Origin of the sequence: Burkholderia pyrrocinia (assembly GCF_022809715.1) — a bacterium.
GTDB classification, from domain to species: Bacteria; Pseudomonadota; Gammaproteobacteria; order Burkholderiales; family Burkholderiaceae; genus Burkholderia; species Burkholderia pyrrocinia_C.
In genome coordinates, this window is sequence record NZ_CP094460.1 from 2821311 (window position 1) to 2847232 (window position 25922).

General features: G+C 68.1%; 24 protein-coding genes. 13 read left to right on the plus strand and 11 right to left on the minus strand.

All coding sequences use genetic code 11. The annotated features are described in order from the left end of the window. The first annotated feature begins 1 nt into the window (after position 1). Positions 2-646, plus strand: a complete 645-nt coding sequence (locus MRS60_RS29550; protein ID WP_175746564.1) for an OmpA family protein — start codon at positions 2-4, stop codon at positions 644-646. Then, positions 643-1269: a DUF2894 domain-containing protein gene (locus MRS60_RS29555; protein ID WP_243566147.1), complete on the plus strand. Its 627-nt coding sequence runs from the start codon at positions 643-645 to the stop codon at positions 1267-1269. Before MRS60_RS29550 ends, MRS60_RS29555 begins: the two co-directional genes overlap by 4 nt. 40 nt (positions 1270-1309) lie before the next feature. Here the strand turns inward: MRS60_RS29555 and MRS60_RS29560 are convergent, their stop codons facing one another. Both MRS60_RS29560 and MRS60_RS29565 read right to left on the minus strand, forming a co-directional pair. Beyond that, positions 1310-1882, minus strand: a complete 573-nt coding sequence (locus MRS60_RS29560; RefSeq protein WP_243566148.1) for an NADPH-dependent FMN reductase — start codon at positions 1880-1882, stop codon at positions 1310-1312. A 97-nt stretch (positions 1883-1979) separates the two neighbouring features. Continuing rightward, positions 1980-2606, minus strand: coding sequence for a histone acetyltransferase (locus MRS60_RS29565; protein ID WP_243566149.1), 627 nt, complete (start codon positions 2604-2606; stop codon positions 1980-1982). Between MRS60_RS29565 and MRS60_RS29570 the strand changes: the two genes are divergently transcribed. Then, positions 2605-2853 carry a hypothetical protein gene (locus MRS60_RS29570; RefSeq protein WP_146120793.1) on the plus strand — a complete coding sequence of 83 codons (249 nt, stop codon included), beginning with the start codon at positions 2605-2607 and terminating at the stop codon, positions 2851-2853. The two genes, MRS60_RS29565 and MRS60_RS29570, sit on opposite strands and share 2 nt — an antisense overlap. Before the next feature lie 339 nt (positions 2854-3192). On the opposite strand, the gene MRS60_RS29575 is transcribed toward MRS60_RS29570, so the two are convergent. Both MRS60_RS29575 and MRS60_RS29580 read right to left on the minus strand, forming a co-directional pair. Continuing rightward, the gene (locus tag MRS60_RS29575) at positions 3193-4476 is read right to left on the minus strand and encodes an isoprenylcysteine carboxylmethyltransferase family protein (protein WP_034182100.1); all 1284 of its coding nucleotides are present in this window, start codon (positions 4474-4476) and stop codon (positions 3193-3195) included. A 120-nt stretch (positions 4477-4596) separates the two neighbouring features. Continuing rightward, on the minus strand, positions 4597-6663 hold the full coding sequence (locus MRS60_RS29580) for a collagen-like triple helix repeat-containing protein (RefSeq protein ID WP_243566150.1): 2067 nt from the start codon (positions 6661-6663) through the stop codon (positions 4597-4599). A gap of 365 nt (positions 6664-7028) precedes the next feature. Here MRS60_RS29580 and MRS60_RS29585 point away from each other — a divergent pair, with 365 nt between their 5' ends. Continuing rightward, positions 7029-7427 carry a carboxymuconolactone decarboxylase family protein gene (locus MRS60_RS29585; protein WP_034182102.1) on the plus strand — a complete coding sequence of 133 codons (399 nt, stop codon included), beginning with the start codon at positions 7029-7031 and terminating at the stop codon, positions 7425-7427. 54 nt (positions 7428-7481) lie between these two features. On the opposite strand, the gene MRS60_RS29590 is transcribed toward MRS60_RS29585, so the two are convergent. Genes MRS60_RS29590 through MRS60_RS29600 form a run of 3 tightly spaced genes read right to left on the minus strand, consistent with a single transcriptional unit; the run spans position 7482 to position 10958 of the window. Next, complete coding sequence (locus MRS60_RS29590) at positions 7482-8468, minus strand: alpha/beta fold hydrolase (RefSeq protein ID WP_175746552.1); 987 nt, start codon at positions 8466-8468, stop codon at positions 7482-7484. 7 nt (positions 8469-8475) lie between these two features. Continuing rightward, the gene (locus MRS60_RS29595; protein ID WP_243566151.1) at positions 8476-10059 is read right to left on the minus strand and encodes a flavin-containing monooxygenase; all 1584 of its coding nucleotides are present in this window, start codon (positions 10057-10059) and stop codon (positions 8476-8478) included. After that, on the minus strand, positions 10056-10958 hold the full coding sequence (locus MRS60_RS29600; RefSeq protein WP_243566152.1) for an SDR family NAD(P)-dependent oxidoreductase: 903 nt from the start codon (positions 10956-10958) through the stop codon (positions 10056-10058). Before MRS60_RS29600 ends, MRS60_RS29595 begins: the two co-directional genes overlap by 4 nt. Before the next feature lie 88 nt (positions 10959-11046). Between MRS60_RS29600 and MRS60_RS29605 the strand changes: the two genes are divergently transcribed. After that, on the plus strand, positions 11047-11703 hold the full coding sequence (locus MRS60_RS29605; RefSeq protein WP_105389692.1) for a TetR/AcrR family transcriptional regulator: 657 nt from the start codon (positions 11047-11049) through the stop codon (positions 11701-11703). Positions 11704-12021: 318 nt separating this feature from the next. On the opposite strand, the gene MRS60_RS29610 is transcribed toward MRS60_RS29605, so the two are convergent. Together MRS60_RS29610 and MRS60_RS29615 are read right to left on the minus strand one after the other, a co-directional pair. Further along, positions 12022-12285, minus strand: a complete 264-nt coding sequence (locus tag MRS60_RS29610; protein WP_034182107.1) for a fucose-binding lectin protein — start codon at positions 12283-12285, stop codon at positions 12022-12024. Positions 12286-12546: 261 nt separating this feature from the next. Then, the gene (locus MRS60_RS29615) at positions 12547-13512 is read right to left on the minus strand and encodes a LysR family transcriptional regulator (RefSeq protein ID WP_243566153.1); all 966 of its coding nucleotides are present in this window, start codon (positions 13510-13512) and stop codon (positions 12547-12549) included. Positions 13513-13639: 127 nt separating this feature from the next. Between MRS60_RS29615 and MRS60_RS29620 the strand changes: the two genes are divergently transcribed. From MRS60_RS29620 to MRS60_RS29645, 6 genes are all read left to right on the plus strand, one after another. Beyond that, positions 13640-14314 carry a glutathione S-transferase family protein gene (locus tag MRS60_RS29620; RefSeq protein ID WP_243566154.1) on the plus strand — a complete coding sequence of 225 codons (675 nt, stop codon included), beginning with the start codon at positions 13640-13642 and terminating at the stop codon, positions 14312-14314. 36 nt (positions 14315-14350) lie between these two features. Further along, complete coding sequence (locus MRS60_RS29625; RefSeq protein WP_243566155.1) at positions 14351-16423, plus strand: pyridoxamine 5'-phosphate oxidase family protein; 2073 nt, start codon at positions 14351-14353, stop codon at positions 16421-16423. 121 nt (positions 16424-16544) lie between these two features. Then, the gene (locus tag MRS60_RS29630; protein ID WP_034182111.1) at positions 16545-16748 is read left to right on the plus strand and encodes a DUF2970 domain-containing protein; all 204 of its coding nucleotides are present in this window, start codon (positions 16545-16547) and stop codon (positions 16746-16748) included. A gap of 603 nt (positions 16749-17351) precedes the next feature. Then, positions 17352-19583: a TonB-dependent siderophore receptor gene (locus MRS60_RS29635; protein WP_243566156.1), complete on the plus strand. Its 2232-nt coding sequence runs from the start codon at positions 17352-17354 to the stop codon at positions 19581-19583. 59 nt (positions 19584-19642) lie between these two features. Then, complete coding sequence (gene pnuC / locus MRS60_RS29640) at positions 19643-20275, plus strand: nicotinamide riboside transporter PnuC (protein ID WP_034182113.1); 633 nt, start codon at positions 19643-19645, stop codon at positions 20273-20275. Positions 20276-20311: 36 nt separating this feature from the next. After that, positions 20312-21484, plus strand: coding sequence for a phosphotransferase enzyme family protein (locus MRS60_RS29645; RefSeq protein WP_243566157.1), 1173 nt, complete (start codon positions 20312-20314; stop codon positions 21482-21484). 16 nt (positions 21485-21500) lie between these two features. On the opposite strand, the gene MRS60_RS29650 is transcribed toward MRS60_RS29645, so the two are convergent. Both MRS60_RS29650 and MRS60_RS29655 read right to left on the minus strand, forming a co-directional pair. Further along, entirely contained in the window at positions 21501-21950 is a 450-nt protein-coding gene (locus MRS60_RS29650) for an OmpA family protein (protein ID WP_175746538.1), read from the minus strand. 15 nt (positions 21951-21965) lie between these two features. Next, on the minus strand, positions 21966-22682 hold the full coding sequence (locus MRS60_RS29655) for a M35 family metallo-endopeptidase (RefSeq protein ID WP_217588929.1): 717 nt from the start codon (positions 22680-22682) through the stop codon (positions 21966-21968). Between the two features lie 301 nt (positions 22683-22983). Here MRS60_RS29655 and MRS60_RS29660 point away from each other — a divergent pair, with 301 nt between their 5' ends. Together MRS60_RS29660 and MRS60_RS29665 are read left to right on the plus strand one after the other, a co-directional pair. Beyond that, the gene (locus MRS60_RS29660) at positions 22984-24297 is read left to right on the plus strand and encodes a TolC family protein (RefSeq protein ID WP_175746536.1); all 1314 of its coding nucleotides are present in this window, start codon (positions 22984-22986) and stop codon (positions 24295-24297) included. Between the two features lie 26 nt (positions 24298-24323). Next, on the plus strand, positions 24324-25793 hold the full coding sequence (locus tag MRS60_RS29665) for an efflux RND transporter periplasmic adaptor subunit (RefSeq protein ID WP_243566158.1): 1470 nt from the start codon (positions 24324-24326) through the stop codon (positions 25791-25793). The last annotated feature ends 129 nt before the right edge of the window (positions 25794-25922 follow it).

Sequence of the window (25922 nt, forward strand, 5' to 3'; positions counted from 1 at the left end):
CATGCACGACGAAATCGACGGCGGCGCGCAATCGGCGCCGGTGTGGCCTGCGTTCGCCGACCTGATGTCGGTGCTGCTCGGTGCGTTCGTGCTGATCCTCGTCGGCGTGATCGGCATGCAGCTTCAGCTCACGTCGAAGCTCGAGGAAGCCGTGCGTGCGCGCCAGCTCGAAGCGCAGCAGCGCAAGTCGCTCGAACAGGCGCTTGCCGGGCCGCTCGCGGCCGGCCGCGTGACGCTCGTGAACGGGCGCATCGGCATCAGCGGCAACGTGCTGTTCGCGCTGAACTCCGACCAGTTGCAGCCCGCGGGCCGCGACCTGCTGAAGACGCTGGCCGCACCGCTGGCCGCCTATCTGAAGACGCGCGACGAGATCCTGATGATCAGCGGCTTTGCCGACGACCAGCAGGTGCATGCCGGCAACCGCCAGTTCGCGGACAACTGGGAACTGTCGGCCAAGCGTGCGCTGACGGTCACGCGTGCGATGATCGACGCCGGCGTGCCGGCGGCATCGGTGTTCGCGGCCGCGTTCGGCTCCGAACAGCCGGTCAGCTCGAATGCGGACGATGAGGGCCGCGCGAAGAACCGCCGCGTGGAGATCGCGCCGGTGCCGCGCAAGAGCGCATCGAATGGAGGGAAGGCGAAGTGACGGACGACGCGACGCCCGCCCGCGCGACGCTCGACGCATGGCGCGAGCAGGGCGCCGACCGGCTCGATCCCGTGCGCTTTCACCGGATCGACGCGCTCGAACGGCGCGCGGCCGTGCTCGACGGCGACGCGCGCGGCCTGCTCGACGCGCGGCTGGCGACGCTGATCGAGGGCTACTCGAAGATCGTCGCGCGGGCCGATGAAGCGAAGGCCGCGTGCGGCAGTGCGCAAGCCACGGCCGATGCGCCCGTACGCGGCGCGATTGCGGAACTCGTTGACCGGCTCGCGCGCGATGCGCAGGCCGACCGGCGCGGGCTCGATCCCGAGCTGGTCGACTACTTCCGCACGATGTGGTCGAAAGTCCGCACGGAACAGCAGTACCGCCAGTCGCTCGACCAGGTGCCGCGCAATGCGGGGCCGCTCAATTCGAACAGCCTCGTGCACCGGTCGCTGGCGACGATGCGCGAGCTGTCGCCGGAGTATCTGCAGCAGTTCCTGTCATACGTCGATGCGCTCGCGTGGCTCGAGGATCTCGCCGGCGGCGGCGCGCAGCCCGAGAAGGAGGCGCCGCGCGCGAAGGCGTCGAAACCGGCGAAAAAGGCGACGCGCGCCAGGGCGCGGTAACGCCGCACGCATTCACGAACGAACATCGGTTGCGTGGCGGCTATCGGCCCGGCGGTGTGTCATCGATCGTCGCGCGCAGCGCGTGCAACGCATCGGCCAGCGCCGACGCGAACGGCGGATGCGCGGCGATGCCCGCCGCATCGAGCTGGCTCCCGAGGATCGGCAGCGCGATCGATGCGCGCTCGACGATGCGTGCCGACATCACCGACAGCGTTTCCCGCAGCGCCGCGTCCGCGTGCGTTGCGCGCGGCGACGCATTCAGCACCGCGACCGGCTTGTAGACGACCGCTTCGCATCCGACGACCCAGTCCAGCGCGTTCTTCATCACGCCGGTCACGCCGTGCGCGTATTCCGGGCTTGCGATCAGCACGCCGTCGGCCGCGTTCAGGCGATCGATCAGGTCGCGCACGGCGGCGGGCGACGGGTATTCGGTATCGGGATTGAACAGCGGGAATTCGCCGAGGCGATCGAAGCGCGCGATGCGCATGCCGCGCGGTGCGACGAGCGCGGCTGCATCGAGCAGCGCGGCGTTGTACGACTGCGACCGGAGGCTGCCGCATAGCGCGACGATGTCGATGCGGCGGTCGGCGTCGGTTCGGGGATCGGTGGTCATCGATGAGCGTTTCGGTTGGCGTGGTGCGCTGCCGCGTCGCGCGGACCGGACGGATTATCGCATCGGCGTTCGGGCGGCGTGGTGTGCGTTGCCGACGCTACGCGGTCCGCGCCGATGTGTTGAACATGGTCGCGGAATCGCATCGAACCTGTTCGGCGTCGCTCATCCCGGCTACCCGCGCGAATTCCGTCATCGTCCACCCGTTGCCGAGCAACAGCCGCCGCGTATGCAGCGCGCCGTGCACGTCGTCCGGAACGGTGTCGCCGAGATAACGCAGCGCGCGGCCTTCGACATCGACGAAGCCATGCCGGTAATGCTGCGCGAGCGCCGTCCACAGCTGCGCGGCGCCGACCGACTGGCGCGCGCCGCTGATCAGGCACAGGCCCGCGTCGAGCCCCCAGCGATACAGCGCCGTCGCAAGGCCCTTGCGTTGCGCCGAGCCGCGCAGCCGCGTGTGCGGTGCGCGCAGGTAGCGGTCGGCGCGGCGCGGGATTTCGGGAAGGCGGTTGAACACCGTGTAGCCGGCGAGCTGGCGCGCGGCCGGATCTTCGACATACAGGAAGTATTCGCCGTCCGCTTCGCGGTGGCGGACGATCAGGCCCGAGCGGCCGAGCGCGACGGCCGGCAGGCCGTGCAGGCGATGGCCCGGCTGGTGGAGGCGTGCGTGGAGCGTGTCGAGTTCATCGTCGATGTCGTGCTGGGAATGCTGTACGTCGATGCGCATGGCAAAGGTCGCCCGTCCCGGGCGGTTCGAGAAAGAGGTTCATCGCAACAAGGGAAATGGAATGGGGGCGGCCCCCGGGCTCGGCGAAGCGAGCCGGGGCCGCGAATCAGCTGGGGATGTGCTGGAAACCGGCGGCGATCGCGGCGAGGCCCGCGATGCAGAGTGCGAACAGGATCAGGACTTTGTGGATCACGCCTCTTTCCTCATCAATGCGCGGTGCCGGCGGGCGGCATCGCGGAGACGGTGAGCGGCGGGCACGGCCCGCACGGCCGTCGTGCGTGACGACGGTCGGGTGTCCGCGCGACGGTTCGAGCGCGGACGGCCAGCACCATACGCGAGGTGCCGGGGGCGGGCAATCGGACTGGCGGAGAAAAGCGACGAAAAGCGGGGAATCGTGGCGTTTCGCGACAATTGGCCGCAAGCGGCCGCGCGCCTTCGCGCCGAACGATGCATGCGAACACGGATCGCTGGCGATTGGGGAAAGTGCGTGGCGACTGTCTTTGTATATCCGGAAGCGGTGAAACGCCGACGTCCATTCGATGACCGGAGCGGCAACGCATCGCCGCCCCTGCCGCCGGCCGCTCCGTCACGCCGGCTGCTGCACCCCGAACGCCTGCCTGATCCGCGCAAACAACCCGTGCTGCGCGATCCATTCGGCGTACGCACGATAGTCCGGATCGCGCATCAGGTGGCGTTCTTCCGTTTTCGCGCGCAGGTAATAGATCAGGTTGACCGCGACGAGCGCGGCGCAGTGCATGAGCCCGACCTGCCAGCCGAGCGGCTCGACGAACGGCACCGACACCATCCAGTACGACAGGTTCTTCGTGATGTACGCCGGATGCTTCGTGAAGCGGTACGGGCCCGACGTGATGATCCCGCGGTTGGTGAGGTTCGAGAAGCGCAGCCCGAACGAGATCGTCGACAGCGCGTAGGTCATCAGCAGCAGGATGATCACGGCGCCCCAGATCACGCGCAGCGTCGGCGCGGACAGCAGCCAGTTGTCCCAGAACAGCGAGCCTTCGTAGCGGATGTAGTGGCCCGAGATCAGCGACCAGAACGGTTGATAGCAGATCAGCGCGGCGCCCCAGCCGAGCGCCGTCGGCTCGACCGTGCGCACGTGACTGTCGAGGATGCGGAACGTGCACAGGTAGCCGACGGTGCCGAACATCAGGTCCATCGTGAACGACAGGTCGTACAGGAACGAGAACGTCGCGAGCGACATCGGCGCATTCATCGCGTGCGCGAGCGACGCGGTCAGATGATCGGCGTCCTTCGACAGGTAGACGGTCATCAGCGGCAGGAAGAACGTCTTCACGCCCCAGCCGGCGAGCATCTCGCGCACCGGCTGCCAGCTTGCGGGCCGCTCGCGGCGGAACAGGAAGCGGCCCCACAGCAGGTACGCGTCGTCGGTTTCGCGCTGATGGCGGTCCATCCACATGAAATAGAACGGCGCGGCGACGATCACGTACGGGGCGAGCGCGCGCAGCAGCGACCAGAACGGCCGGTAGAAATCGCCGTGATATTCGGGCAGCAGCCAGTACAGCATCCCGATGCCCGCATAGATCGACGTGAGCGCGCCGAGCCGCGTCGCGACGCGCGCGAGGCCGAGCGGCCGCACGGCTTGGCGCGACAGCCCGGCGCTCGGGCGCAGGTAGACGCGCGAGATGAGGATTTCGTGCAGCGCGATCGTGCCGATGATCGCGAGGCTTGCGATGATTGCGCGCGTCGCAGCGTCGAGGGCCGGCTGGTCGCGCGTGAACCACAGCGCGAGGAGCCCGGCCGCGATGCCGAGCAGGCCGGCGCGGAAGGGCGTGGCGGAACGGGGCGGGCGGTCCTGGACCGCGGCGATGCCGTCGAGCGTGGAATTCATGATCGGATCCTCGTCGGGATGACGGCCGGCGCCCCCGCTTGGCGGGTGACGCCGGCCGTCGGCCGGGCTTTGTATTGATGCGTGCCCGGCCATTGGCCTGTGGTTCTGGTAGTTAAAGCGTTACTTCTTGGTGCCGCCGCCCAGCAGACCGCCGAGCAGGTTCGTCACCGGCGACAGCAGATTGGCTGCACCGCCCGCGGTACCGCCGTTCGAGCTGCCGGTCAGGGCCGCCACGGTGCCGCTGCCGGCCGGTGTCGTCGCCGTGCCGGTTGCGCCGCCGGGGCTGGCCGTGCCGATGGCACCCGCCGAGCCGGCCGGCGTCGTCAGCGCGCCCGTCAGCGTGCCGACCGGGCCGCTCGTCAGCAGGCCGCCGACGGTGCCCGTCACGTTGCCTCCCGGCGTCGTGACCGTGCCGGTGAGGCTTGCGCCGAGCGGCGTCAGCGCGTTGACGAGGTTGGTGACCGGCGCCAGCAGGCCGCCGACACCCGAGCCGCCGGTGCCGCTCGTGCCGCCGGTTCCGCTGGTGCCGCTCGAACCGAGGCTGCCGAGCGCGCCGGTCACGGTGCCGAGCAGGCCGGTGACCGGTGCAAGCGGGCCGCCGCTGGTGCCGCTCGTGCCGCTGGTACCACCCGTACCGCTGGAGCTGCTGCCGCCGCCGAGCCCGCCCGTCAGCGTACCGAGCAGACCGGTAATCGGGGCGAGCGGGTTGGTGCCGCTGCTGGAGCTGCCGCTGGACAGCAGGCCGCCGGCCGACGCCACCGTGTTGCCGAGCTGGGACACGCTGTTGCCGGCGCTCGTGCCGACCGGGTTGCCGGTCGCGCTGCCGACCTGCGAACCGGCGAGGCCGAGGCCGCTGCCGAGCGTGCTCAGCAGTCCGCTGAGCGGGGCGCCGAGCATGGTTGCGCCGCCGAGCATCTGCGTGGCGCCAGGTGTCGTGACGCCGCCGGTCAGCGTGTTCGTGATCGGGTTGATCACGCTGCCGAGCTGCGTCTCGAGTTGCTGGACCGGCGCGCTGTTCAGCGCGGTATTCAGCGCCGATGCTGTCGAGTTGACCGCATTGCCGACCGTGTTGACGAGATTGCCGACCAGGGTCGTCGCCGGCGCGAGCGGCGACAGCGGACCGGTGCCGAGGCTCGTCACTGCGTTGCCGAGGTTGTTGACCGCGCCGCCGGCGCCGGTCAGCAGGCCGGTAGTCGACGTGAGCGTCGGGCCGAGCGGGTTCGGCGACACGCCGATCGAGCCGAGGCCGGCAGCGACACCGTTGCCGAGCGACTGCACGCCGTTGCCGAGGCTCGTGACCGCGTTGCCGACGCTGGTGGCCGTCGTCGGGTTCGTGCCGGGGATCTGCACGCCGCCGATCTGCGCGCCGCCGTTCGCGACCGTCGTGCCGAGTGCCGTCACGAGGTTGCCGGATTGCTGGAGGACATTGCCGAGCGGGGTGACGCTGGTGCCCGACGTACCGGAAGTGCCTGACGTACCGGAAGTGCCCGAGGTGCCCGAGGTACCGGAAGTGCCCGAGGTGCCCGAGGTACCGGAGGTGCCCGACGTACCCGAAGTGCCCGAGGTACCCGAGGTACCCGAAGTACCCGAAGTACCCGAAGTACCCGAAGTACCCGAAGTACCCGAAGTACCCGAAGTACCCGACGTACCCGAGGTACCCGACGTACCCGAGGTACCCGACGTGCCCGACGTACCGGAGGTGCCCGAGGTGCCGGAAGTACCCGACGTACCGGAGGTGCCCGAAGTACCGGAAGTACCCGACGTACCGGAGGTGCCCGACGTACCGGAGGTGCCTGACGTACCGGAGGTGCCCGAGGTACCGGAAGTGCCCGAGGTGCCGGAAGTGCCCGAGGTGCCGGAAGTGCCCGAAGTACCGGAAGTGCCCGAGGTACCGGAAGTACCCGACGTACCGGAGGTGCCCGAAGTACCGGAAGTACCCGACGTACCGGAGGTGCCCGACGTACCGGAAGTACCCGAGCTACCGGACGTACCCGAACTCCCGCCACCCGACGTCCCCGACGAACCGCCGCCCGACGTACCGGACGTCCCCGAAGTGCCGCTCGTCCCCGACGTGCTCGGCTTGATCGTCGGCGGGGTCGTCGGTCCGTCGACCGAGCCGCAACCGTACAGCGCGAGCAGCGACGCGACGGCCATCGTTACCGTCGTCTTCTTGAATATATTGTGCATGTAGGCCTCGACATTGGAAGTGTGTCCAAGCCTCCACTGCAAATTCCGCGCCATGATGGATTTATCGAAACGGCGTCGCGCTTTGTTGCGGGAATCGGGAATATCAACGCGATTTAAACGGAGAATGGCGGTTTTGCGCGACGGGCACGTACCGTGTACTGATGCGACGGTTGCGATGTTCCCGTAAGCCGCCGTAACGCGCGGCCGGATGTTACGTAGCGTTCGACCGCCCGTCACGCGAACAGCCGCGAACCGAGGGCCGCATCTTTGACGCAACGCGCCGGCCCCGTGAACATGGCGCGAAATCTCCCGGCCGCCGGCGACGCCGCTGCGGCCACGACCACGACTTCACCCAGGACACGGACATGAGCGAACAGGACAGGGAATACGGCAAGGCGCGGCGGATCGACGTGATGGGCGAGGCGTTCGTCGAGAGCGCGATGCGTGACCTCGACGGATTTTCGCGTCCGTTGCAGGACTGGCTGAACGAACACGCGTGGGGCAGCACATGGCACCGGGGCGGGATCGACCTGAAGACGCGCAGCCTGTGCACCTGCGCGATGCTGGCGGCGCTCGGCCGCGGCACGGAGCTGAAGGGTCACATTCGCGGCGCGCTCAACAACGGCGCGAGCCTCGTCGAGATCCGCGAGGTGCTGCTGCACAGCGCGCTGTACGCGGGCGCGCCGGCCGCGGTCGAGGCATTCCGCAACGCGCGCGAGGTGATTGCGGATCTCGGGCTGTCGGTGCCCGACGACGAAGCCTGATTCCGTCGCAGCACCGGCTGCACGGCACTGAATCAGGCCCCGCGTCGTTCCCGCTCAGGACTCGATACGCGCAGCTCGTGCGACGGCGTCGGCCGGCGCGGCGGCGACTTCGAGCAGCCAGTCGGCCGTTGCATCCGGAAGCGTGACCGGCAGCATGTGCCCGCCCTCGACGACCTTCAGCCGCACGCGCGCCGATTTCTTCGCGAGCGCGTCGCCGTGCTCGCGCCAGTTCAGGATCGGATCGGCGTGGCCGTACAGCACGTCGACCGGCAGCGTGAGCTCCGCATAGCGGCGCACCATCGCGGGCAGGTCGACGGGCGCCGACAGCAGGTCGGTCGCGGTCGCGTAGAACACATGCGGCCGCATCCCGAGCAGCCCGCCGCCCTTGGTGGGGAAGTCGCGCGGCACGTCTTCCGGTGCGAACACCTGGCGCACGGCGTTGCGGCCGGTCAGGATCGTCAGCGGGATTGCGAAGGTCCACGACACGAAGCGGCGCACCAGCGGCGACGGCAGCATCAGCGGCCGGAACGGCGCCGGCGGCTCGGATTGCTCGTGCGACAGCGGCGCGATCAACGCGAGCCGGCTCACGCGATCAGGATGGTTGAGGCCGACCGCGAGCGCGATCGCGCCGCCGAGCGAATGGCCGACCAGCACGGGCTTGTCGAGCCGCAGCGCGTCGATGAACGCGGCGACCGTGCGCGCCTGCGCGAACACGTTCGCCTGCGAGCCCGCGCCGCGGGTCGAGCGGCCGGCGCCGGGCCGGTCGATCAGGATCACGCGATGCCGCTGCGCGAGCCGCGCGAGCGGCAGGTACGCGAAGTTGCGCAGCTGCCCCGCGAGCCCGTGAACGAACACGATCGGCGGGCCGTTGCCGTATTCGACGTAGTGGATGCGGTCGCCGCCGATGTCGACGAAGCGGCCTTCGGGCGGGAACGCGCGCGTCACGCGGCTGGCGACGTAGCCGGAAAACAGCGCGAGCGCGGCGAGCACCGCGACGACGCCGAGCAGCACGTTCAGGATCAGATGGAGCGTAGGGGTCATGTCGGCCTCAGCGGGTTTCGAGTGCGGGTTCGGCAACCGGCGCGGTTGCGGCCGGGCCGGTTTTCGCGCGGCGTTCGAAATGCATCGCCGAATCGGCGAGCGCGCCGAACTTCAGCGATGCGAGATCGAGCACGTAGTTCTGGTGGAATTTCCATGGTTTGCGATGGCCCTGCTTCGGCAGGATGCCGGCCGCGCGCTGGATGTAGCCCGAGCTCAGGTTGACGGCCGGCACGTCGCCGAGATCGCCGGCGCCGAGCCGCGGCACGCACGTGTCGTAGCCGTTCGCGCGCATGTGGTTGAGCAGCCGGCACACGTAGCGCGCGATCAGCTCGGCCTTCAGCGTCCACGACGCATTCGTGTAGCCGAACGACGACGCGAGGTTCGGCACGTCGCTGTACATCATGCCCTTGTACGACACGGTCTCCGGCAGATCGACCGCGCGGCCGTCGACCGTGACGCGCGCGCCGCCGAGCAGTTTCACCTTCAGCCCGGTCGCGGTGACGATCACGTCCGCGTCGAGCTGCTGGCCGCTCTTCAGCTGGAGGCCGGTCGGCGTGAAGCGCTCGATCTCGTCGGTGATGATCGACGCGCGGCCCGCGCGGATCGACTTGAACAGGTCGCCGTTCGGCACGAGGCACACGCGCTGGTCCCACGGCATGTAGCGCGGCGTCAGGTGCTTCGCGACGTCGAAGCCGGGGCCGAGCTGCTTGCTGGCCGCGCGGATGATGAATTTCTTCGTCTGGTCGGGCTTGCGGCGCGATACGTTGTACAGGTACATCGTCAGCAGCACGTTCTTCACGCGCACGAGCCGGTGCGCGAGCCGCGACGGCAGCACGCGGCGCAACGCGTTCGCGATCCTGTCGCGCGCGGGCAGCGACACGATGTAGGTCGGCGAGCGCTGCAGCATCGTCACGTGCCGCGCGTCGGCCGCCATCGACGGCACGAGCGTGACGGCCGTCGCGCCGCTGCCGATCACGACGACGCGCCGGTTCGCGTAGGTCAGATCCTTCGGCCAGTGCTGCGGATGCACGAGCTTGCCCTCGAACGTGTCCATGCCGGGCCAGTCGGGCAGGTAGCCGGCGTCGTAGTCGTAATAGCCGCTGCACATGAACAGGAAGCGGCAGGTGTAGACGAGCGTGTCGGCGGCGCCGTCGCGCGTGCGCTCGATGCGCACCGTCCAGCGCGCGCGGTTCGAGTCCCAGTCGGCCGCGACGACCTTCTGGCCGTAGCGGATCGTCTTGTCGATCCCGTACGTGCGCGCGGTGTCGCGGATGTAGTCGAGGATCGTCTGGCCGTCGGAGATCGCCTTGTCGCTGTGCCACGGGCGGAAGCTGTAGCCGAGCGTGAACATGTCGGAATCCGAACGAACGCCCGGATAGCGGAACAGATCCCAGGTGCCGCCGATCGCGTCGCGCGCCTCGACGATCGCGACGCTCGCATGCGGGCAGCGCTGCTTCAGGTGATACGCGGCGCCGATGCCGGACAGGCCGGCGCCGACGATCAGCACGTCGAGGTCGTTGCCGTCGCCACGGTCATGGCGGGCGCCGGGGGCGGGCGGCGCGTCGCGCCGGTCGGTCGTCGTCGAGGTCATGCGGGGTCCTTGGTCGGCGTGGCCGGGCGTGCGGCCGGGGCGGGGGCGCGTTCGAGATTGCGTGCACGGGCGCGGCGCACATGGCGCAGCATCAGCCACTGGTAACCGGCGCCGAGCAGGCGCGCGATCCGGTCGAGCCGGCGCGCGTCGGCGCCGACGAGCACGCGGCGCGCATTGCGCTCGACGCCCGCGAGGATCTGCCGCGCGGCATCGTCGGCGGTCGTCGCGTTGATCAGGCGGTTCGCCTGCCGGCGATGGGTCGCTTCGTCCTGGCCCGTGAGCGCGTGGATGCTGGTATCGACGCGGCCCGCATCGACGATGTTCGTCGCGACGCCGCCCGGATGCACGCAGGTCGCGCTCACCGGCGCGCCGTCGAGTTCGAGCTCCATCCGCAGCGCCTCGGTGAAGCCGCGCACCGCGAACTTGGTTGCGTTGTACGCGCTTTGCGTCGGCATCGCGACGAGCCCGAACAGGCTCGACGTGTTGACGACGTGGCCGTCGCCCGACGCGCGCAGGTGCGGCAGGAACGCCTGCGTGCCGTGCACGACGCCCCAGAAATTGATGCCGACGATCCATTCGACATCGGCGATGTGCGCGGTTTCGGCGCTGGCGGCGAGCGACACGCCCGCATTGTTGAAGATCAGGTTGACCTTGCCGTGTTCGGCGCGGACGAAATCGGCCCACGCGAACACCGCGTCGCGGTCGGCGACGTCGAGCCGCCGCGTGCTCACGCGCTCGCCGTGCTGCGCGCACGCGGCCGCCGTACCGGCGAGCCCGGTTTCGCTGACGTCGGCGAGCGCGACCTCGCAGCCGCGCCGCGCGAGCTCGACCGCGAGGCTGCGGCCCATGCCCGAACCGGCGCCCGTGATCGCGGCGACCTTGCCGGAAAACCCGTTCATCCGTTGCTCCTCCCGTTCCGCTTATGCTGCGCCGGCGGCACGTCTATTGTGGTGTTGGTCGTCACCACTTTAGTTTTCGGGTGTCCTGATGTCAAATAGCGGAATGGAGAAAGCACTCGAAACGAAAAAACGGGGCCGGTCGTACGGCGGCGTGGCGCCCGAGGTGCGTGCCGCCGAGCGGCGCGACGCGCTGATCCGCGCAGCGACGCACGTGTTCGGCACGGTCGGGTTCCGCAAGGCGACCGTGCGGTCGATCTGCCAGGAAGCGAAGCTGAACGATCGCTATTTCTATGCGGCGTTCGACAGCACCGAGGATTTGCTGCGCTGCACCTACCTGCATCACGCGGAGCAGCTGCATGACGCGGTCGCACAGGCGGTCGCCGCGCGCGGCGGCGATCTGCGCGAGAGCGTCGACGCGGGGCTCGCCGCGTTCTTCGCGTTCCTGCGCGATCCGTGTGCGGCGCGCGTGCTGCTGCTCGAGGTGATGGGCGTGAGCGCGGATACCGACATGACGTACCAGCGCATGCTGATCGACTTCGGCAAGCTGATCATGGCGATCGGCGCACCGCACGAGGCCGCGACGCCCGTGGAGCGCACCGAGCAGCGGCTGATCGGGCTCGCGCTCGTCGGCGCGATGACGAACGTCGGCGCGGCGTGGCTGCTCACCGACTATCGCGATCCGGAAGCGCAGATGGTCGCGAGTTGCAGGAAGGTGCTGCTGGGGACATTGCGGGAGATTGGCTAACCGGATGGCATCGCACCGTTCCTGTTACCCCCCGGAAAGTTGCAGGCCGAAAATGAAACGAATGCGGCAATCACACGGCGCACGGGGCGCCATTTTTTCTTTTCGTGCGATTTAGTCGTATTTTTAATAATTAAAAGGCGATCGTTTTTTTAAGTGGGTAATTATTTTCAAAAACCGTCGTTGTTTTTTGTTTCGCTTCCATGTGGCGATGAATTGATGAAAACAATCTGGAGCGAATAAAAAAGCGGCGCAACGCAAAAAACAGCTCGCATTGCGCCGATCGTGGCGCGAAATCCTTCGCGCCCCAGGCACGATTGATCAGGAACCCGTGTATCCGCCCCGGGTCCAGCCGTCACCATCCCAGCAATACTCGGTCGTCGTGCCGCCGCTCGTCGCGTACACGCGGATGTGAACGGCGCTTCCCACCAGCCAGCACGTGGCGGACACGTTGTCGCCCGCCTGGGCGAACGCGCCCGTGTACCAGTTCGACCCGTCGTAGCAGCGTTCGGTGATCTTGTTGCCGTTGGCCGTGTAGACACGAATCGACGGCGTGGTTCCCCATGAAATTGCGGCGGTTTGCATTTCAAACTCCTTATTTGAATGAATCGGAGAATTGAAGCATTTGGTAAACGCTCGTCAGCGTATTACCGGAATAAGGTTATAAGGTAAACCGTAAAAACGATATGCGAATGTTTGGCTTCAATAATCGCGTTTATTCACATTTTCGAGCGATCTGAAAGTAAGTTGGAAGGATGTAAAAATCATGGTGCGCGGGTTCGAAACAGGTGTCGCCGAGACGGTTCGTGCCGCTCGCCGGCACAGGTTGCCGGCGAGCCGGCCGATTCAGTGTGCCGCGCGCTTCGAGCGTGTCGCGCGTGCGGGTGTGGCAGCGGTCGGCCGCCGCGGCGTGTCTCCGATCCTTTGCTTCATCGCATCGATGAATGCCCGCACCTTCGGCGAAGGCAGCCGCGTCGACGGATACACCGCATGAATCCCGGCCGGCGCCGAGCGCCATGCGGGCAGCAGCCGCACGAGCCGGCCGGCCGCGACGTCGTCGGCGGTCGAGAAATCCGTCAGCAGCCCGAAGCCGCCGCCCGCGAGCACGATCGCGCGGCATGCGGTTGCGGTGTTCGACACGACCGGCGCGACGCAGCGCACCGACACGCTGCCGCCGCGCGCGTCGTCGAGTTCGAACGTGTGCGGGCGCGGCAGCGTCGACAGCATCACGAACGGCAGTGCGGCAAGCGCATCCGTATCGCGCGGCAGCCCGTAGCGCGCGACGAACGCGGGGCTCGCGACCAGCCATTTCTCGTACGTGCCGAGCTGCACCGCGCGATAGTTCGAATCGGCGAGGCGGCCGATGCGGATCGCGACGTCGAGGTTGTCCGCGACGAGATCGACGACGCGGTCGTTCGCGACCAGCTCGACGTCGAGCCCCGGATGCAAGTCGCGCAGCGCGACGACGGCCGGCGCGACGACCTGCGCGCCGTAGTCGATCGGCACGCTCACGCGCAGCGTGCCGCGCAGCGGCCCCGCGTCGGACGACACCGCATCGAGCGCGGCTTCGGTGGCGCGCACGATGGCGCGGCACGCGTCGTAGAACGTACGCCCCGCGTCGGTCACGCTGAGCCGCCGCGTCGTGCGTACGAGCAGGTTCGCGCCGACCTCGGATTCGAGGCGCTGCATGTGCGTGCTGACGACCGTCTTCGCGAGGCCGAGCCGCTCGGCCGCGGCCGTCAGCGAGCCGGCATCGACCACCGCGACGAAGATCGCCAGCCGGTTCAGGTTCACGTCGCGCAGATCGGCCATCGTTGATTGTCCTATGAAAGCGGATAATGTTTCAGCGATTATCCGTCTTCTGGCCGCGAACCGCGAGCGCTACGCTGGGGCCGTTCGTCGCCGATTCCCGGCGACGCGAGATTCCGGAGTGTTTTCCATGTCCGTCGCCAGCAAGCCTGCCTCCGCACCGCCCGCCACCGGTAAGCCCGTCGCCGCGATTCGCGTCTATTCGTTCCCGTTGTCCGGGCACGCGCATCGCGTCCGGTTGTTCCTGTCGCTGCTCGGCCTGCCGGCCGAGATCGTCGACATCGACCTCGCGGCCGGCGCGCAGCGCGAACCGGCGTTCCTCGCGCTCAATCCGCTCGGGCAGGTGCCGGTGATCGACGACGACGGCACCGTGCTCGCCGATTCGAACGCGATCCTCGTGTATCTCGCGAAGCGCTACGGCGACGCGCACTGGCTGCCCGACGACCCGGCCGGCGCGGCGCTCGTGCAGCGCTGGCTGTCGTACGCGGCCGGGCCGATCGCGACGGGGCCTGCCGCCGCACGGCTCGTGACCGTGTTCGGCGCGCCGCTCGACCAGGAAGCGGCCAAGCGTACGGCCGCGAAGCTGCTCGACGTGATCGACCGCGAACTGGCCGGCAAGCCGTTCGCCGCCGGCGCCGAGCCGACGATCGCGGACATCGCCGCATACACGTACATCGCGCATGCGCCGGAAGGCGGCGTGTCGCTCGAACCGTATCCGCACGTGCGCGCATGGCTGGCGCGCGTCGAGGCGCTGCCGGGTTTCGTCGGCATGCCGACGACGCGCGCGGGCCTGCTCGCCGCGTAACGCCGATCGAAGCCGCGCCTGTTCAAGGAGAACGCGATGAATGCTCCGACCGCCGCCGTACCGGGCTGGGAACTCGACGCCGCGCCGTTTCACGCGGGCGAACTCGCCGTGCAGCAGCGCGCGGGCGTGACGGAAGCCGCGGGCGCGGCCGGCCGGCGCGGAATCCGGCGCTTCATGCCGGACCAGCACCGGACGTTTTTCGCGCAGCTGCCGTTCTTCGTGCTCGGTGGCGTCGATGCACACGGCCAGCCGTGGGCGACGCTGCGGGCCGGCGCGCCGGGGTTCGTCACGTCGCCGGATGCGCGCACGCTGCGCATCGCGGCGCCCGCGCTGCCTGGCGATCCGCTGGACGGCGCGTGGCAGCCGGGCGCGCCGCTCGGCGGGCTCGGGATCGAATTCGATACGCGGCGGCGCAATCGCGTCAATGGCGTCGTGCGCACGGTCGATGGCGATGCGCTGACGATCGCGGTCGAGCAGAGCTTCGGCAACTGCGCGAAGTACATCCAGGGCCGCACGCCGACGTTCGTCGCGCGCGACGGCGATGCACCGGTCGAGCCCGACGTATCGGACCGGCTGAGCGATGCGGATCGCGCGCTGCTCGCGCAGGCCGATACGTTCTTCGTCGCGAGCGCGAACACGTCGGCGGACGCGGGCGCCGCGCGCGGCGCGGACGTGTCGCATCGCGGCGGGATGCCGGGCTTCGTGCGCGTCGACGATGCGTACACGCTGACGACGCCGGATTTCAGCGGCAACCGTTTCTTCAACACGCTCGGCAACTTGCAGCACGATCCGCGCGCGGGGCTGCTGTTCGTCGATTTCGACAGCGGTGACCTGCTGTATGTCGCCGCGCGCGCCGAGATCGTGTGGGACGGGCCGCTCGTCGCGTCGTTCGACGGCGCGCAGCGTGTCGTACGGTTTCATGTGCGGGAGGTGCGGCGCATGCGCGCGGTGCTGCCGTTCCGATGGTCGGCGGTCGAGCGCGCGCCGCAGTTCGCGGCGATGGCGGCGGCCGCTGGTGGAGCGGTGACGGTGGCGGTCGAGCCGGTGCCGTCCGCATCGGCAACCGCATCGGCAAGCACATGGCGATCGCTGCGCATCGCGAAGATCGTCGACGAAGCGCGCGCGATCCGCTCGATCCATTTCGAACCGGTGGACGGCGGCGCGTTGCCCGCATACGAAGCCGGGCAGCATCTGACGCTGCGTGTTGCGCTGCCGGGCAGCGATGCACCGTCGATACGCAGCTACACGCTTTCCGATGCACCGGGCGGCGCGCATTACCGGATCACGGTGAAGCGCGAAGGGCGCGTGTCGGCATGGCTGCACGATCACGCGCAGGCGGGCATGACGCTCGACGCGCAGATGCCGCGCGGCCGCTTCACGTTCGATCTCGCGAGTCCGCGCCCGGCCGTGCTCGTGTCGGCCGGCATCGGCATCACGCCGATGGTCGCGATGCTGCGCCGCGCGCTGGCCGACGTCGCGCCGTCGCGCCGCGTGCTGTTCGTGCACGGCGCGCGCGAAGCGGCCGACCGGCCGTTCGCGGCGGAACTGGCGCGCATCGCGGCGGCCGATGCACGGCTGTCGCTGCACTGGTTCGACAGCCGTCCGCATGGCGACACGTCAGCGCGGGCCGGCCGCATCGACATCGCGCAACTGAAGCGGCTCCTGCCGTTCGACGACTACGACTTCTACCTGTGCGGGCCGTCGGCGTTCATGCGCGACCTGTACGACGGGCTGCGCGCGCTGAACGTGCCGGACGAACGCATCCGTTTCGAGGCGTTCGGGCCGTCGAGCGTGGCGCGCAGCGTGACCCGAGCGGCAGGCACGGCAGGCGTGCCGGCGGCGAGCGTGCCCGTCGTGTTCCGGCGCACCGGGCGCGAAGCCGCATGGACGCCCGCCGACGGCACGCTGCTCGACTTCGCGGAAGGGCAGCGCGTCGCCGTGCCGTCCGAATGCCGCTCCGGTTCGTGCGGCACGTGCGCGACGCGCGTGCTGTCCGGCGCGGTCGACTACGAGCAAGCGCCCGATGCGGCGGTCGAACCCGGCTGCGCGCTGCTGTGCGTCGCGCGGCCCGCGCAAGGCGCGACGGAACCGCTCGTGCTCGACCGCTGACGCGCCTGCGACATGCGGCCGCAGACGGCCTGCTGCGCGAAAAGCACGCGCAACTGCTTCTTTTTTCGGATGCCGGTCGGATCGACGATAGCGTCAACCGATTCGATGAAAGGAGCCAATCATGAAATTGCTCGGCATGATCAAGCTGGTCCTATGGAGTTTCTTCGGCGTACGCAACAGCAAGGCGCACGCAGCCGATCTCGCTAACGTCAACTTCACGCTGCTGCCGTTCGTGGCGATTCTGCTCGCGCTGCTCGTCGGCGCGGTCATCTACGGCGTCGTGCATCTGGTCGTCGATCCGACCGTGACGATGCAGGGGTTCTGAGCGGCGCGTGAATTGCGAGCGGGAGATCATTCCCGCTTCGGTTTCCAGCCGCATGACCGGCGCATGACTGCGCCGGTCTTCGAGGTTGCCGTGCGCGCCGAGCATCGCTGCCACATCGCCGCCGTTGCGATGTGGCACGAATCGCGTTTCCCCATTCCCGTTCTTTCCCGCCTCCCGTTCCGCCCGATTCCACGGTCCTGATCCCCGCCCGGGGTAAAATGCGCGCCACGCCGCGATGTCGCGTGCGACGGGCTGGCCGCCGTTCCGACGAACGGCGCGCACAACTGCCCGACGCCCGCACCGCGGCGTTCGAAGCGTCCCCCGCATGACATGACCGCGCGAGGCCGCCGGCCGCCCGACAGGCACCCGACGAACCCGTCGACGGCTGCGTCGGCTCCCGGTGCGTCACCCGAATCCGATGTCCCATCCTGCGTTTTCCCGATCGATCGACCGGCACGCATGCGTGCCGTCTCGTCCGATTCGTCCGATGAATGTCGTGTCGGCCGGATGCGCCGGCGGGTGACGATTCGTCCGCGAGCGGGCGCTTCGCAGCTTCTTAACGTGTGTCGACAGGGTCGAGTGGCGAGTTTTCCATCCAGAACAATGACGGTGAATAAAACAACAGCGTCGCCCGCACGGCGGCGGCGCGCGAAGATCGGGCTCGGCGTGGGTCTCGGCATCACGCTTTTCGCGGCGCAGGCTGCGGCAGCCCAGGGCGACGCGCCGGCACCGGACGCCGATGCGGCCGGCAACGCGACGCTGCCGGCGATCACGGTGAGCGGCGAGCGCGGCAACGGGTTTCGCGTGCGCAACGCGTCGGTCGCGGGGCTCGACGACACGCCGCTGCGCGACACGCCGGCGTCGGTGAGCGTCGTCACGCGCGCGCAGCTCGACGACCAGCAGGCGAAGCGGCTCAGCGATGTCGTGCGCAACGACGCGTCGGTCGTCAACGACTATGCGCCGGTCGGCTATTTCGAAGGCTTCGCGATCCGCGGTTTTCCGGTCGATCTCGCGAGCGCGATCCGGATCGACGGGCTGACGGTGTCCGGCGAGCAGAACGTGCCGCTCGAGAACAAGGAGCGCGTCGAGATCCTGAAGGGGCTCGCCGGCATCGACAGCGGCGTCGTCGCGCCCGGCGGCGTGATCAACTTCGTGACGAAGCGCTCCGCGAACGTCGCGAGCGTGACGGGCGGCGTCGACAGCCGCGGCTCGACGTCGGCGGCCGTCGATCTCGGCCGCCGCTTCGGCCCCGACAACCAGTTCGGCTTCCGGATCAATGCCGCGAAGGAGAACATGCACTCGTATATCGACGGCACGAACGGGCGGCGCACGTTCGGCTCGATCGCCGCCGACTGGGACATCAGCCCGCGCGCGAGCCTGCAGCTCAACGCCGAATTCCAGCAGTGGATCCAGCGTTCCGCGCCCGGCTACCAACTGCTCGGCGGCACCGTCGTGCCGTCGGTCAAGACGACGTCGAAGGCGCTCGGCACGCAGCCGTGGGCGAAACCGGTGACGACCGACGCGCTGAACCTGAACGCGCGCTTCGACTACCAGTTCAACGACGACTGGAAGGCGTACATTGCCGCGGGCCGCAGCCGCACGATGATCGACGACAACAGCGCGTTCGCGTACGGCTGCTCGTACGCGGCGAGCTGCGCGGCCGGCGCGACGTCGCCGTTCTTCTTCGGCGCGAACGGCGACTACGACGTATACGATTTCCGCAGCCCCGGCGAATACCGGCGCAACGACGATCTGCGCGCGGTCACGACGGGCAAGTTCGCGACGGGGCCGCTGCGGCACGAGCTGACGCTCGGCGTGAGCGTGCAGCGCCGCGTCGTGCACATGGCCGACGCCGTGTATGACTACGTGGGCAGCGAAAATATCTACGGGCCCGACGTGGCGTTCCCGCCGTCGCCGAATTCGCCCGGGCCGTCGTATCCGCGCCTCGACGCGTGGCAGTACGGCGTGTTCGGGCTCGACCGCATCAGCATCGGCGAGCACTGGCAGGTGCTCGCGGGCGGCAAGGAAGTGCTGCTGCGCCAGCGTAGCTGGAGCAGCCTCGACGGCGCGGATACGCGCACCGACCGCTCGGTGTTCCTGCCGCAGGTCGCGCTCGTCTACAAGCCGGTGAACGTGCTGTCGCTGTACGCGTCGTACAGCAAGGCGCTGTCGCTCGGCGACCAGGCGCCCGTGCGCGCGACCAACGCGTATGCGTTCCTGCCGCCCGTCGAATCGCACCAGATCGAGGTCGGCGCGAAATACGACTGGCTCGACCGGCTGAGCCTCACGGCCGCGGTGTTCTCGATCAGCAAGCCGTTCCAGTTCGCCGACCCGGACGCGTCGGGCACGACCTACACGTTCGTGCAGCGCGGCACGCAGCGGCACCAGGGGATCGAGCTCGGTGCGGCCGGGCGTGCGACCGAGCGCCTTTCGCTGACGGCCAGCGTCGCGGCGATTCGTGCCCGCGCGGTCGATTCGGGTTCGCCGGCGTACGAAGGACACCAGATCATCAACGTGCCCGCGCTGCGCGCGTCGCTGTATGCGGACTATGCGGTGCCGGGCGTCGCGGGCCTGAACGTGCTCGGCGGCGTCGAGTACAGCGCGGCCCGCAACGCGAACGAGGAAGGCACCGCGCGCGTGCCGTCGTGGTTCGTGTTCAATCTCGGCGCACGCTATACGACGAAGATCGGCGGTCATCGCACGGTGCTGCGCGTATCGGTGGACAATCTGTTCAACAAGTTCTACTGGCGCGACGCGGGCGAGCAGCAGGGCGATGCGTACCTGTTCCCGGGTGCGCCGCGCACCGCGCGCGTGTCGTTGACCTATGATTTCTGATCGTCCGGAACCGGCTGCGTGACGCGCGGCCCCGGCAGCTACCCAGGAGAGCACAGACGATGTCCCCACTCGAAATCGCCGGCGTGATCGTCAGCGCGCTCGCGATCTGGCTGACCGCGAAGCGGCGCATGCTGTGCTGGCCGGTCGGGCTCGCGTCGGTCGCGCTGTACGGATGGATTTTCTTCGACGCGAAGCTGTACTCGGACATGCTGCTGCAGGGCGCGTTCGCGGTGCTGCAGGTGTACGGCTGGCAGCGCTGGCTCGCGCAGCGCGCGAGCGAAGCCGACGGCGGCGCGGCGCCGGCCGGCGACGTGGCGCCCGTCACGGGCGTGCGGCCGCGGCAGATGCTGCCCGACCTGATCGCGGCCGTCGTCGGCAGCGCGCTGCTCGGCGGCATGATGGCGCGCTGGACCGATGCGGCGCTGCCGTTCGTCGATGCGTCGCTGACCGCGTTCAGCCTCGTCGCGCAATACTGGACCGCGCGGCGCTACATCGCGTCGTGGGGGCTGTGGATCGTCGTGAACGTCGTGTACGTCGGTATGTTCGTGTTCAAGGAGCTTTATCTGACGGCCGGACTCTATGCGCTGTTCATCGGGCTCGCCGTCATCGGCTGGCGCGACTGGAGCCGGACGGCCGCGACGCTGCGCGCGGCGGCCGGCGGCGCGCTCGCGTCGGGCAGCGGCGTGCGCTGATTCACGCATCGATTCAACTACGGAGCAACCTCGTTCATGTCATTCCCACTCGAGCCGGACGGGCCAGTATCGCGCGACGTCGCGCCGCCGCAATTCGGCGTCGACGGCGAGCAGGCCGAACGCGACTGGCCGCTGATGACGCACGACGAGGTCGCGGCGGTGCTCGCGCGGATCGACGGTGCCGGCGAGCCGGCCCGGCTGACGTGGCACAGCCCGCGGCAGTTCGCGGCGGCCGTGCTGGTGCGGATGGCGGACGGGCGCGGGTTGTTCGTCAAGCGTCATCACGTGAGCCTGCGCGATGTCGAGGGGCTCGAGGAAGAGCATCGTTTCATCGCGCATCTGCGCGAACGCGGCATGCCCGTGGTCGACGTGCTCGCCGGTCGCGACGGCGCGACCGCGTTCGCCTCCGGCGAATGGACGTACGAGGTGCATGTGCTCGCGCCCGGCGTCGACCCGTATCGCGGCGTGATGTCGTGGCAGCCGTTCACGCATCCGTCGCATGCGTATGCGGCCGGCCGCGCGCTGGCCGAGCTGCATCGCGCGTCGGCCGGCTACGATGCGCCCGCGCGACCCGTGCGCACGCTGCTGTCGAGTTTCCGTGTGCTGTCGTCCGCCGATCTGGCGGGGGCGCTCGAACGCTGGGTCGAATCGCAGCCGCTGCTCGTGCGTGCGCTCGGCGCGCGCGACTGGCGCGGCGACGTTGCCGACGCGATCGGCCCGTATCACGCGCGCCTCGTGCCGCTGCTGACCGCGTTGCCGCCGCTGTGGACGCATGGCGACTGGCATGCGTCGAACCTGCTGTGGACCGATGCGGGGCCCGGCGCGCAGGTGCGGACCGTGCTCGATTTCGGATTGTCGGATCGCACCTGCGCGGTGATGGACCTCGCGCTCGCGATCGAGCGCAATACGGTCGACTGGATGGCGCCAGCCGACGCGCGGCGCATCGAATACGAACAGATCGACGCGCTGCTCGACGGCTACGAATCGCTCGAACCGCTGGGCGACGACGCGTATGCGGCGCTGGTCGCGCTGCTGCCGATCGTGCATACGGAGTTCGCGCTGTCGGAAGTCGCGTATTTCGGTTGCATCATCGATGCGCCGGCCATCGTCGATATCGCGTACGACGGGTACCTGATCGGGCATGCGCGCTGGTTTGGTGAACGCGACGGGCGGCAATTGCTCGACTGGCTCGTGCAGCGGCGGCGGTGAATGAGCCGACTTCGTGTCAATGGCCAGTACAGCAGTTGTCGAGGCAGCCGGGGCTCACTTGAATGGTGACCTCACGGGTTTCCGGCGTCGATTCCGTTGTGTGATTGGCCGGATAAATTTGCGTTTTTATCTGAAACGGTGCGTTGATCAGACCGTCGTCTATGACGACTTTCGCCGTCGCGGAAGCTCGTTTCGTTGCAAGACGTTCCGAATCGGCTTCAAGCTTGGAAGCGCTGCCAATTATAGTGATCCAGTTTTGTATTGGATAATCGGAATTCATTGCTGAAACCCATCGTCCAATTCGTACTTGCTCGGATTCGGAGATCTCGTGGCTGTTGTGGGGGAAGGCTACGAAAAATTGCTGTGACGGGAGATTTTGTGATCCCTGACATTCCGCCGCGGAGCTTGCCGGGAAAAGGAGCGACGTGACGATGGGCACGATGAGTGACGTGATAAAAATTCTCATGGTGAATTCGGCTCCTTACTCCGCAAATAATTCTTCGCCGTAGATCACAAACCCTGTGAGGGTATCTGCGTTCTTCAATGCCTGGTCAGGATTGGCCCTTGCCCATGCGGCCGCCGTGGGATCGAGCCCGTAACGAGGGTCGCCGCTACCGAAGGTGTCGACGAAGTGAGTGACTTCGTGAATGAGCGTGGATAGGCGGGAATCTCCGAACATGTTCTGATCGCGTAAGCCGGTACAAAACTTCATCGCAATACTGATAAGCCTGCGCTCCGTGTTGGGCCCGCAAACGTGAGCGGCCTCATTCTCGATGTCGATCATGTTCGGAACGCAACCTAACATTCTATCGAGATTCGGATCGCTTCGAACGAAATGGTGTGGCGTTAGCGTTTTGAGAACGGAGAGATGTCGTGAGAAGCCGTCGACAAGGTACTGTCGTGTATTTTCATCGCATCGATTGAACCAATAGATCATTCTGTCTTTGGTTGTTTTGTCATACCGCTTCAGGTCGGTGATCCTGCGCTCAACCAGAATTATGGACCATTTAAGCAGTCGCGATGCCATAATTCTAAATTCTCGATTGGTCATGTTGGGGCAGATGGGGGTTGTGTTGATGTAAACGTCAACCATCGATCCCGGGTTTGTGTTGGTGACGGCCCCGGAGTGAACGAGAAACCATTCTTTGTCTTCGTCAGCGTCAAAGTCGTACTCGTTGTGATCGAAGAGGTTTTTCATTGATTCAAGGTCTCGATTCGTAGGTTTTCAAGGAGGCAGCACGACCTTTAGGTCATAAAACAGCATGCTTTCGTTTGTGTTGCCGGGACCTTGAACAGTCATCTTTTCGAGCGAATACGTCTATAGAACTGGTTCTAAATTTCGAAAGATATTTTTATGCTGACCTGACCATCCGAGCTGATATGCCCGTCGATTCGGCGAGTACACCGCGCCCAACATGACGGAAATATCATCTTCGCCTCATGTTCGCACTGCGGCCGGTCCGTAGCATCGGTCGCGAACCGTCAACGCAGAACCGAACATGCTCAAGCTCACCCTCGCCGCGGCCATCGTCTTCGCGATGGCCGCGACGGCTCATGCGCAGCCTTCGCTGTCGCCCGGGCCGGCCACGATCGCAGCCGGCAGCGCGACGTCGATCGATGCGCCGCCGTCCGATACGCTTCCCGCATCGTCATTGACGCTGTCCGATGCGCTCGCGGTCGCGGCGCGAAACAATCCGGCGCTGCGCGGCGCGCGCGCCGACGTCGATGCATCCGCGGGCGCGCTGATGCAGGCCGGCGCGCGCCCGAACCCGGAGCTCTCGTTCCTGCAGGAAGGCTTTCGCCGCGCGGAGCGCACGTCGACCGCGCTGATCAACCAGACCATCGAACTGGGGGGCAAGCGCCGCGCGCGGCTCGACGTCGCGTCCTACGGCCGCGAAGCGGCCAATGCATCGCTCGACGAACAGGGCGCCGTCGTGCGCGCCGACGTGATCTCCGCGTTCTACGGGCTGCTCGCCGCGCAGCGACAGCTCCAGGTTACCGAGGAATCGGCTGCGATCGCCGCGCGCTCGGCGGATCTCGCGGCGCGTCGCGCGCAGGCCGGCAAGGTGTCGCCGGTCGAGGCGACCAAGGCGCAGGTGGCGGCGGCCGGCGTGCAGATCGAAGTCGTGACCGCGCGCGGCCGTGTCGAGGTCGCGCGCGAGAAGCTCAACGCGGTGATGGGCGAAGCGCGCGGCGACCGGCTCGCGGTGCGCGGCGACCTGGAAGCCGTGCCGCCGGTCGAGCCGTTGTCCGCGCTGACCGCGCAGCTCGACGATGCGCCGCTCACGCGCATCGCGCGCGCCGAGATGCTGCGCTCGAACGCGGCGGTGTCGCTCGAACGCGCGCGGCGCATGCCGGACGTGACGGTCAGCGCGGGCGTGAAGCGCGTGACCACGGGCGGCGTGCCCGACAACCAGGCCGTCGTCGGCGTGTCGATCCCGATTCCGCTGTTCAACACGAACAAGGGCGCGCTGCTCGAAGCGACGCACAAGGCCGAGCGCGCGAACGCTGATCTCGATCGCGAACGCGCACGGCTGCGGCTGGAGCTGACGCAGGCCTATGCGAACTTCGAGGCCGCCGCGCAGGAGGCGCGGCGCCTGAAGACCGACATCCTGCCCGGCGCACGCACCGCGCTCGACGCGATGTCGCGCGGCTACCAGCTCGGGAAGTTCGGCTTCCTCGACGTGCTCGACGCGCAGCGCACGCTGTTCCAGGGGCAATCGCAATACGTGCGCGCGCTCGCCGACGCGCACGCGGCCCGCGCCGACATCGGCCGGCTCGTCGGGACGCCGCTCGCGGCCGTTACGCAATAAGCGCCCCTCTCACCTGAAGGATCATCATGTCACGCAGCAGAATCTTCATCATTGCGGCGGCCGTGTTCGGCGGCGCCGGGATCGTGCTCGGTGCGCTCGCCGTCACGCGGGGCGGCAGCAGTGCGTCCACGCCGTCGGCTGTCGAAGCCGCGCAGCCGGCCGATGGCGCCGGCGCGCGGGGCGGCGTCGTGCTGAAGCGCGGCAGGCTGTCCGTCGAGATCGTCATGACAGAAAAGCCCGGTGACGCGCGGCTCGTCGTCTACCCGTTCGTCGACGGCAAGCCGGCCGACCAGGGCGTGACCGTATCCGGCACGCTGGTCCGGTACGACCGCACGCACGAACCGATGCGTTTCGATGCGGCCGGCCAGAAGTTCGTGTCCGCGCAGTCGATCGCCAAGCCGCATGTGTTCGACGCGACGATCGACGTCAAGGCGGGCAGCGACGCCGCGTCGTTCCCGTTCGCGAGCGCCGACGGCGCGATCGCACTGACCGACGCGCAGCTGGCGACCTCGAGGATCGCGCTCGCGAAGGCCGGCCCCGCGCAGATCGCGACGCCGTTCCAGTTGCCGGGCGAGATCAAGTTCAACGAGGATCGCACCGCGCACGTCGTGCCGCGGGTGGCCGGCATCGTCGAGCAGGTACCGGTGTCGCTCGGGCAGAACGTCACGAAGGGGCAGGTGCTGGCCGTGATCGCGAGCACCGATCTTGCGGACCGGCGCAGCGAACTGCTGACGGCCGAGCGCCGGCTGTCGGGTGCGCGCGCAACCTACGAGCGCGAACGCACGCTGTGGCAGGAGCGCATCTCGGCCGAGCAGGATTACCAGCAGGCGCAGGTGCAGTTGCGCGAGGCCGAGATTGCCGCGCAGAACGCGCGGCAGAAGCTCGCCGCGCTGAACGCGCCGGTCGGCGCGGGCGCGCTGAACCGCTACGAGCTGCGCGCACCGTTCGCGGGCACGATCGTCGAGAAGCATGCGACGCCCGGCGAGGCGATCGCCGCCGATGCGAGCATGTTCGTGATCTCCGACCTGTCGACCGTGTGGGCCGAGATGGCCGTGCCGGCACAGCGGCTCAACGACGTGCGCGTCGGCCGCGACGCGACCGTGATCGCGACCGCGTTCGAATCGCGTTCGAGCGGCCCGATCGCATACGTCGGTTCGCTGCTCGGCGAACAGACGCGCACCGCACCGGCGCGCGTCGTGTTGCCGAACCCGGACGGCGTGTGGCGCCCGGGGATGTTCGTGAACGTGTCGGTCGACGCGGGCAAGCAGAGCGTGCCGCTGGCGGTGGCGAGCGACGCGCTGCAGGACGTCGACGGCGCACCTTCCGTGTTCGTGCGCTCGCCGAAGGGATTCGTCGCGCAGGCGGTCGAGACGGGGCGGCGCGACGAACGCGCGACCGAAGTGCTGAAGGGGCTCAAGCCGGGCCAGGAATACGCGGCGTCGAACAGCTTCGTGCTGAAGGCCGAGCTCGGCAAGGGGAGCGCGGAACATGAATGAGCGTCACGCGCGTGCCATTGCACGATTTGCGGCCCGATATGCGGCTCGATATGCGGCTCGATTTGAGGTTCGATGTGCGACCCGTCGAGTGACCGGTCGCGCGGCCTGTCCGGCGAGGGCGACCGTTCC

Bases quoted from the DNA above. Each gene is read 5' to 3' on its own strand.
- MRS60_RS29550 (WP_175746564.1), top strand. From the start codon at position 2: ATGCACGACGAAATCGACGGCGGCGCGCAATCGGCGCCGGTGTGGCCT.
- MRS60_RS29560 (WP_243566148.1), bottom strand. From the start codon at position 1,882: ATGACCACCGATCCCCGAACCGACGCCGACCGCCGCATCGACATCGTC.
- MRS60_RS29570 (WP_146120793.1), top strand. From the start codon at position 2,605: ATGGCAAAGGTCGCCCGTCCCGGGCGGTTCGAGAAAGAGGTTCATCGC.
- MRS60_RS29565 (WP_243566149.1), bottom strand. From the start codon at position 2,606: ATGCGCATCGACGTACAGCATTCCCAGCACGACATCGACGATGAACTC.
- MRS60_RS29575 (WP_034182100.1), bottom strand. From the start codon at position 4,476: ATGAATTCCACGCTCGACGGCATCGCCGCGGTCCAGGACCGCCCGCCC.
- MRS60_RS29580 (WP_243566150.1), bottom strand. From the start codon at position 6,663: ATGCACAATATATTCAAGAAGACGACGGTAACGATGGCCGTCGCGTCG.
- MRS60_RS29585 (WP_034182102.1), top strand. From the start codon at position 7,029: ATGAGCGAACAGGACAGGGAATACGGCAAGGCGCGGCGGATCGACGTG.
- MRS60_RS29590 (WP_175746552.1), bottom strand. From the start codon at position 8,468: ATGACCCCTACGCTCCATCTGATCCTGAACGTGCTGCTCGGCGTCGTC.
- MRS60_RS29595 (WP_243566151.1), bottom strand. From the start codon at position 10,059: ATGACCTCGACGACGACCGACCGGCGCGACGCGCCGCCCGCCCCCGGC.
- MRS60_RS29600 (WP_243566152.1), bottom strand. From the start codon at position 10,958: ATGAACGGGTTTTCCGGCAAGGTCGCCGCGATCACGGGCGCCGGTTCG.
- MRS60_RS29605 (WP_105389692.1), top strand. From the start codon at position 11,047: ATGTCAAATAGCGGAATGGAGAAAGCACTCGAAACGAAAAAACGGGGC.
- MRS60_RS29610 (WP_034182107.1), bottom strand. From the start codon at position 12,285: ATGCAAACCGCCGCAATTTCATGGGGAACCACGCCGTCGATTCGTGTC.
- MRS60_RS29615 (WP_243566153.1), bottom strand. From the start codon at position 13,512: ATGGCCGATCTGCGCGACGTGAACCTGAACCGGCTGGCGATCTTCGTC.
- MRS60_RS29620 (WP_243566154.1), top strand. From the start codon at position 13,640: ATGTCCGTCGCCAGCAAGCCTGCCTCCGCACCGCCCGCCACCGGTAAG.
- MRS60_RS29625 (WP_243566155.1), top strand. From the start codon at position 14,351: ATGAATGCTCCGACCGCCGCCGTACCGGGCTGGGAACTCGACGCCGCG.
- MRS60_RS29630 (WP_034182111.1), top strand. From the start codon at position 16,545: ATGAAATTGCTCGGCATGATCAAGCTGGTCCTATGGAGTTTCTTCGGC.
- MRS60_RS29635 (WP_243566156.1), top strand. From the start codon at position 17,352: ATGACGGTGAATAAAACAACAGCGTCGCCCGCACGGCGGCGGCGCGCG.
- pnuC (WP_034182113.1), top strand. From the start codon at position 19,643: ATGTCCCCACTCGAAATCGCCGGCGTGATCGTCAGCGCGCTCGCGATC.
- MRS60_RS29645 (WP_243566157.1), top strand. From the start codon at position 20,312: ATGTCATTCCCACTCGAGCCGGACGGGCCAGTATCGCGCGACGTCGCG.
- MRS60_RS29650 (WP_175746538.1), bottom strand. From the start codon at position 21,950: ATGAGAATTTTTATCACGTCACTCATCGTGCCCATCGTCACGTCGCTC.
- MRS60_RS29655 (WP_217588929.1), bottom strand. From the start codon at position 22,682: ATGAAAAACCTCTTCGATCACAACGAGTACGACTTTGACGCTGACGAA.
- MRS60_RS29660 (WP_175746536.1), top strand. From the start codon at position 22,984: ATGCTCAAGCTCACCCTCGCCGCGGCCATCGTCTTCGCGATGGCCGCG.
- MRS60_RS29665 (WP_243566158.1), top strand. From the start codon at position 24,324: ATGTCACGCAGCAGAATCTTCATCATTGCGGCGGCCGTGTTCGGCGGC.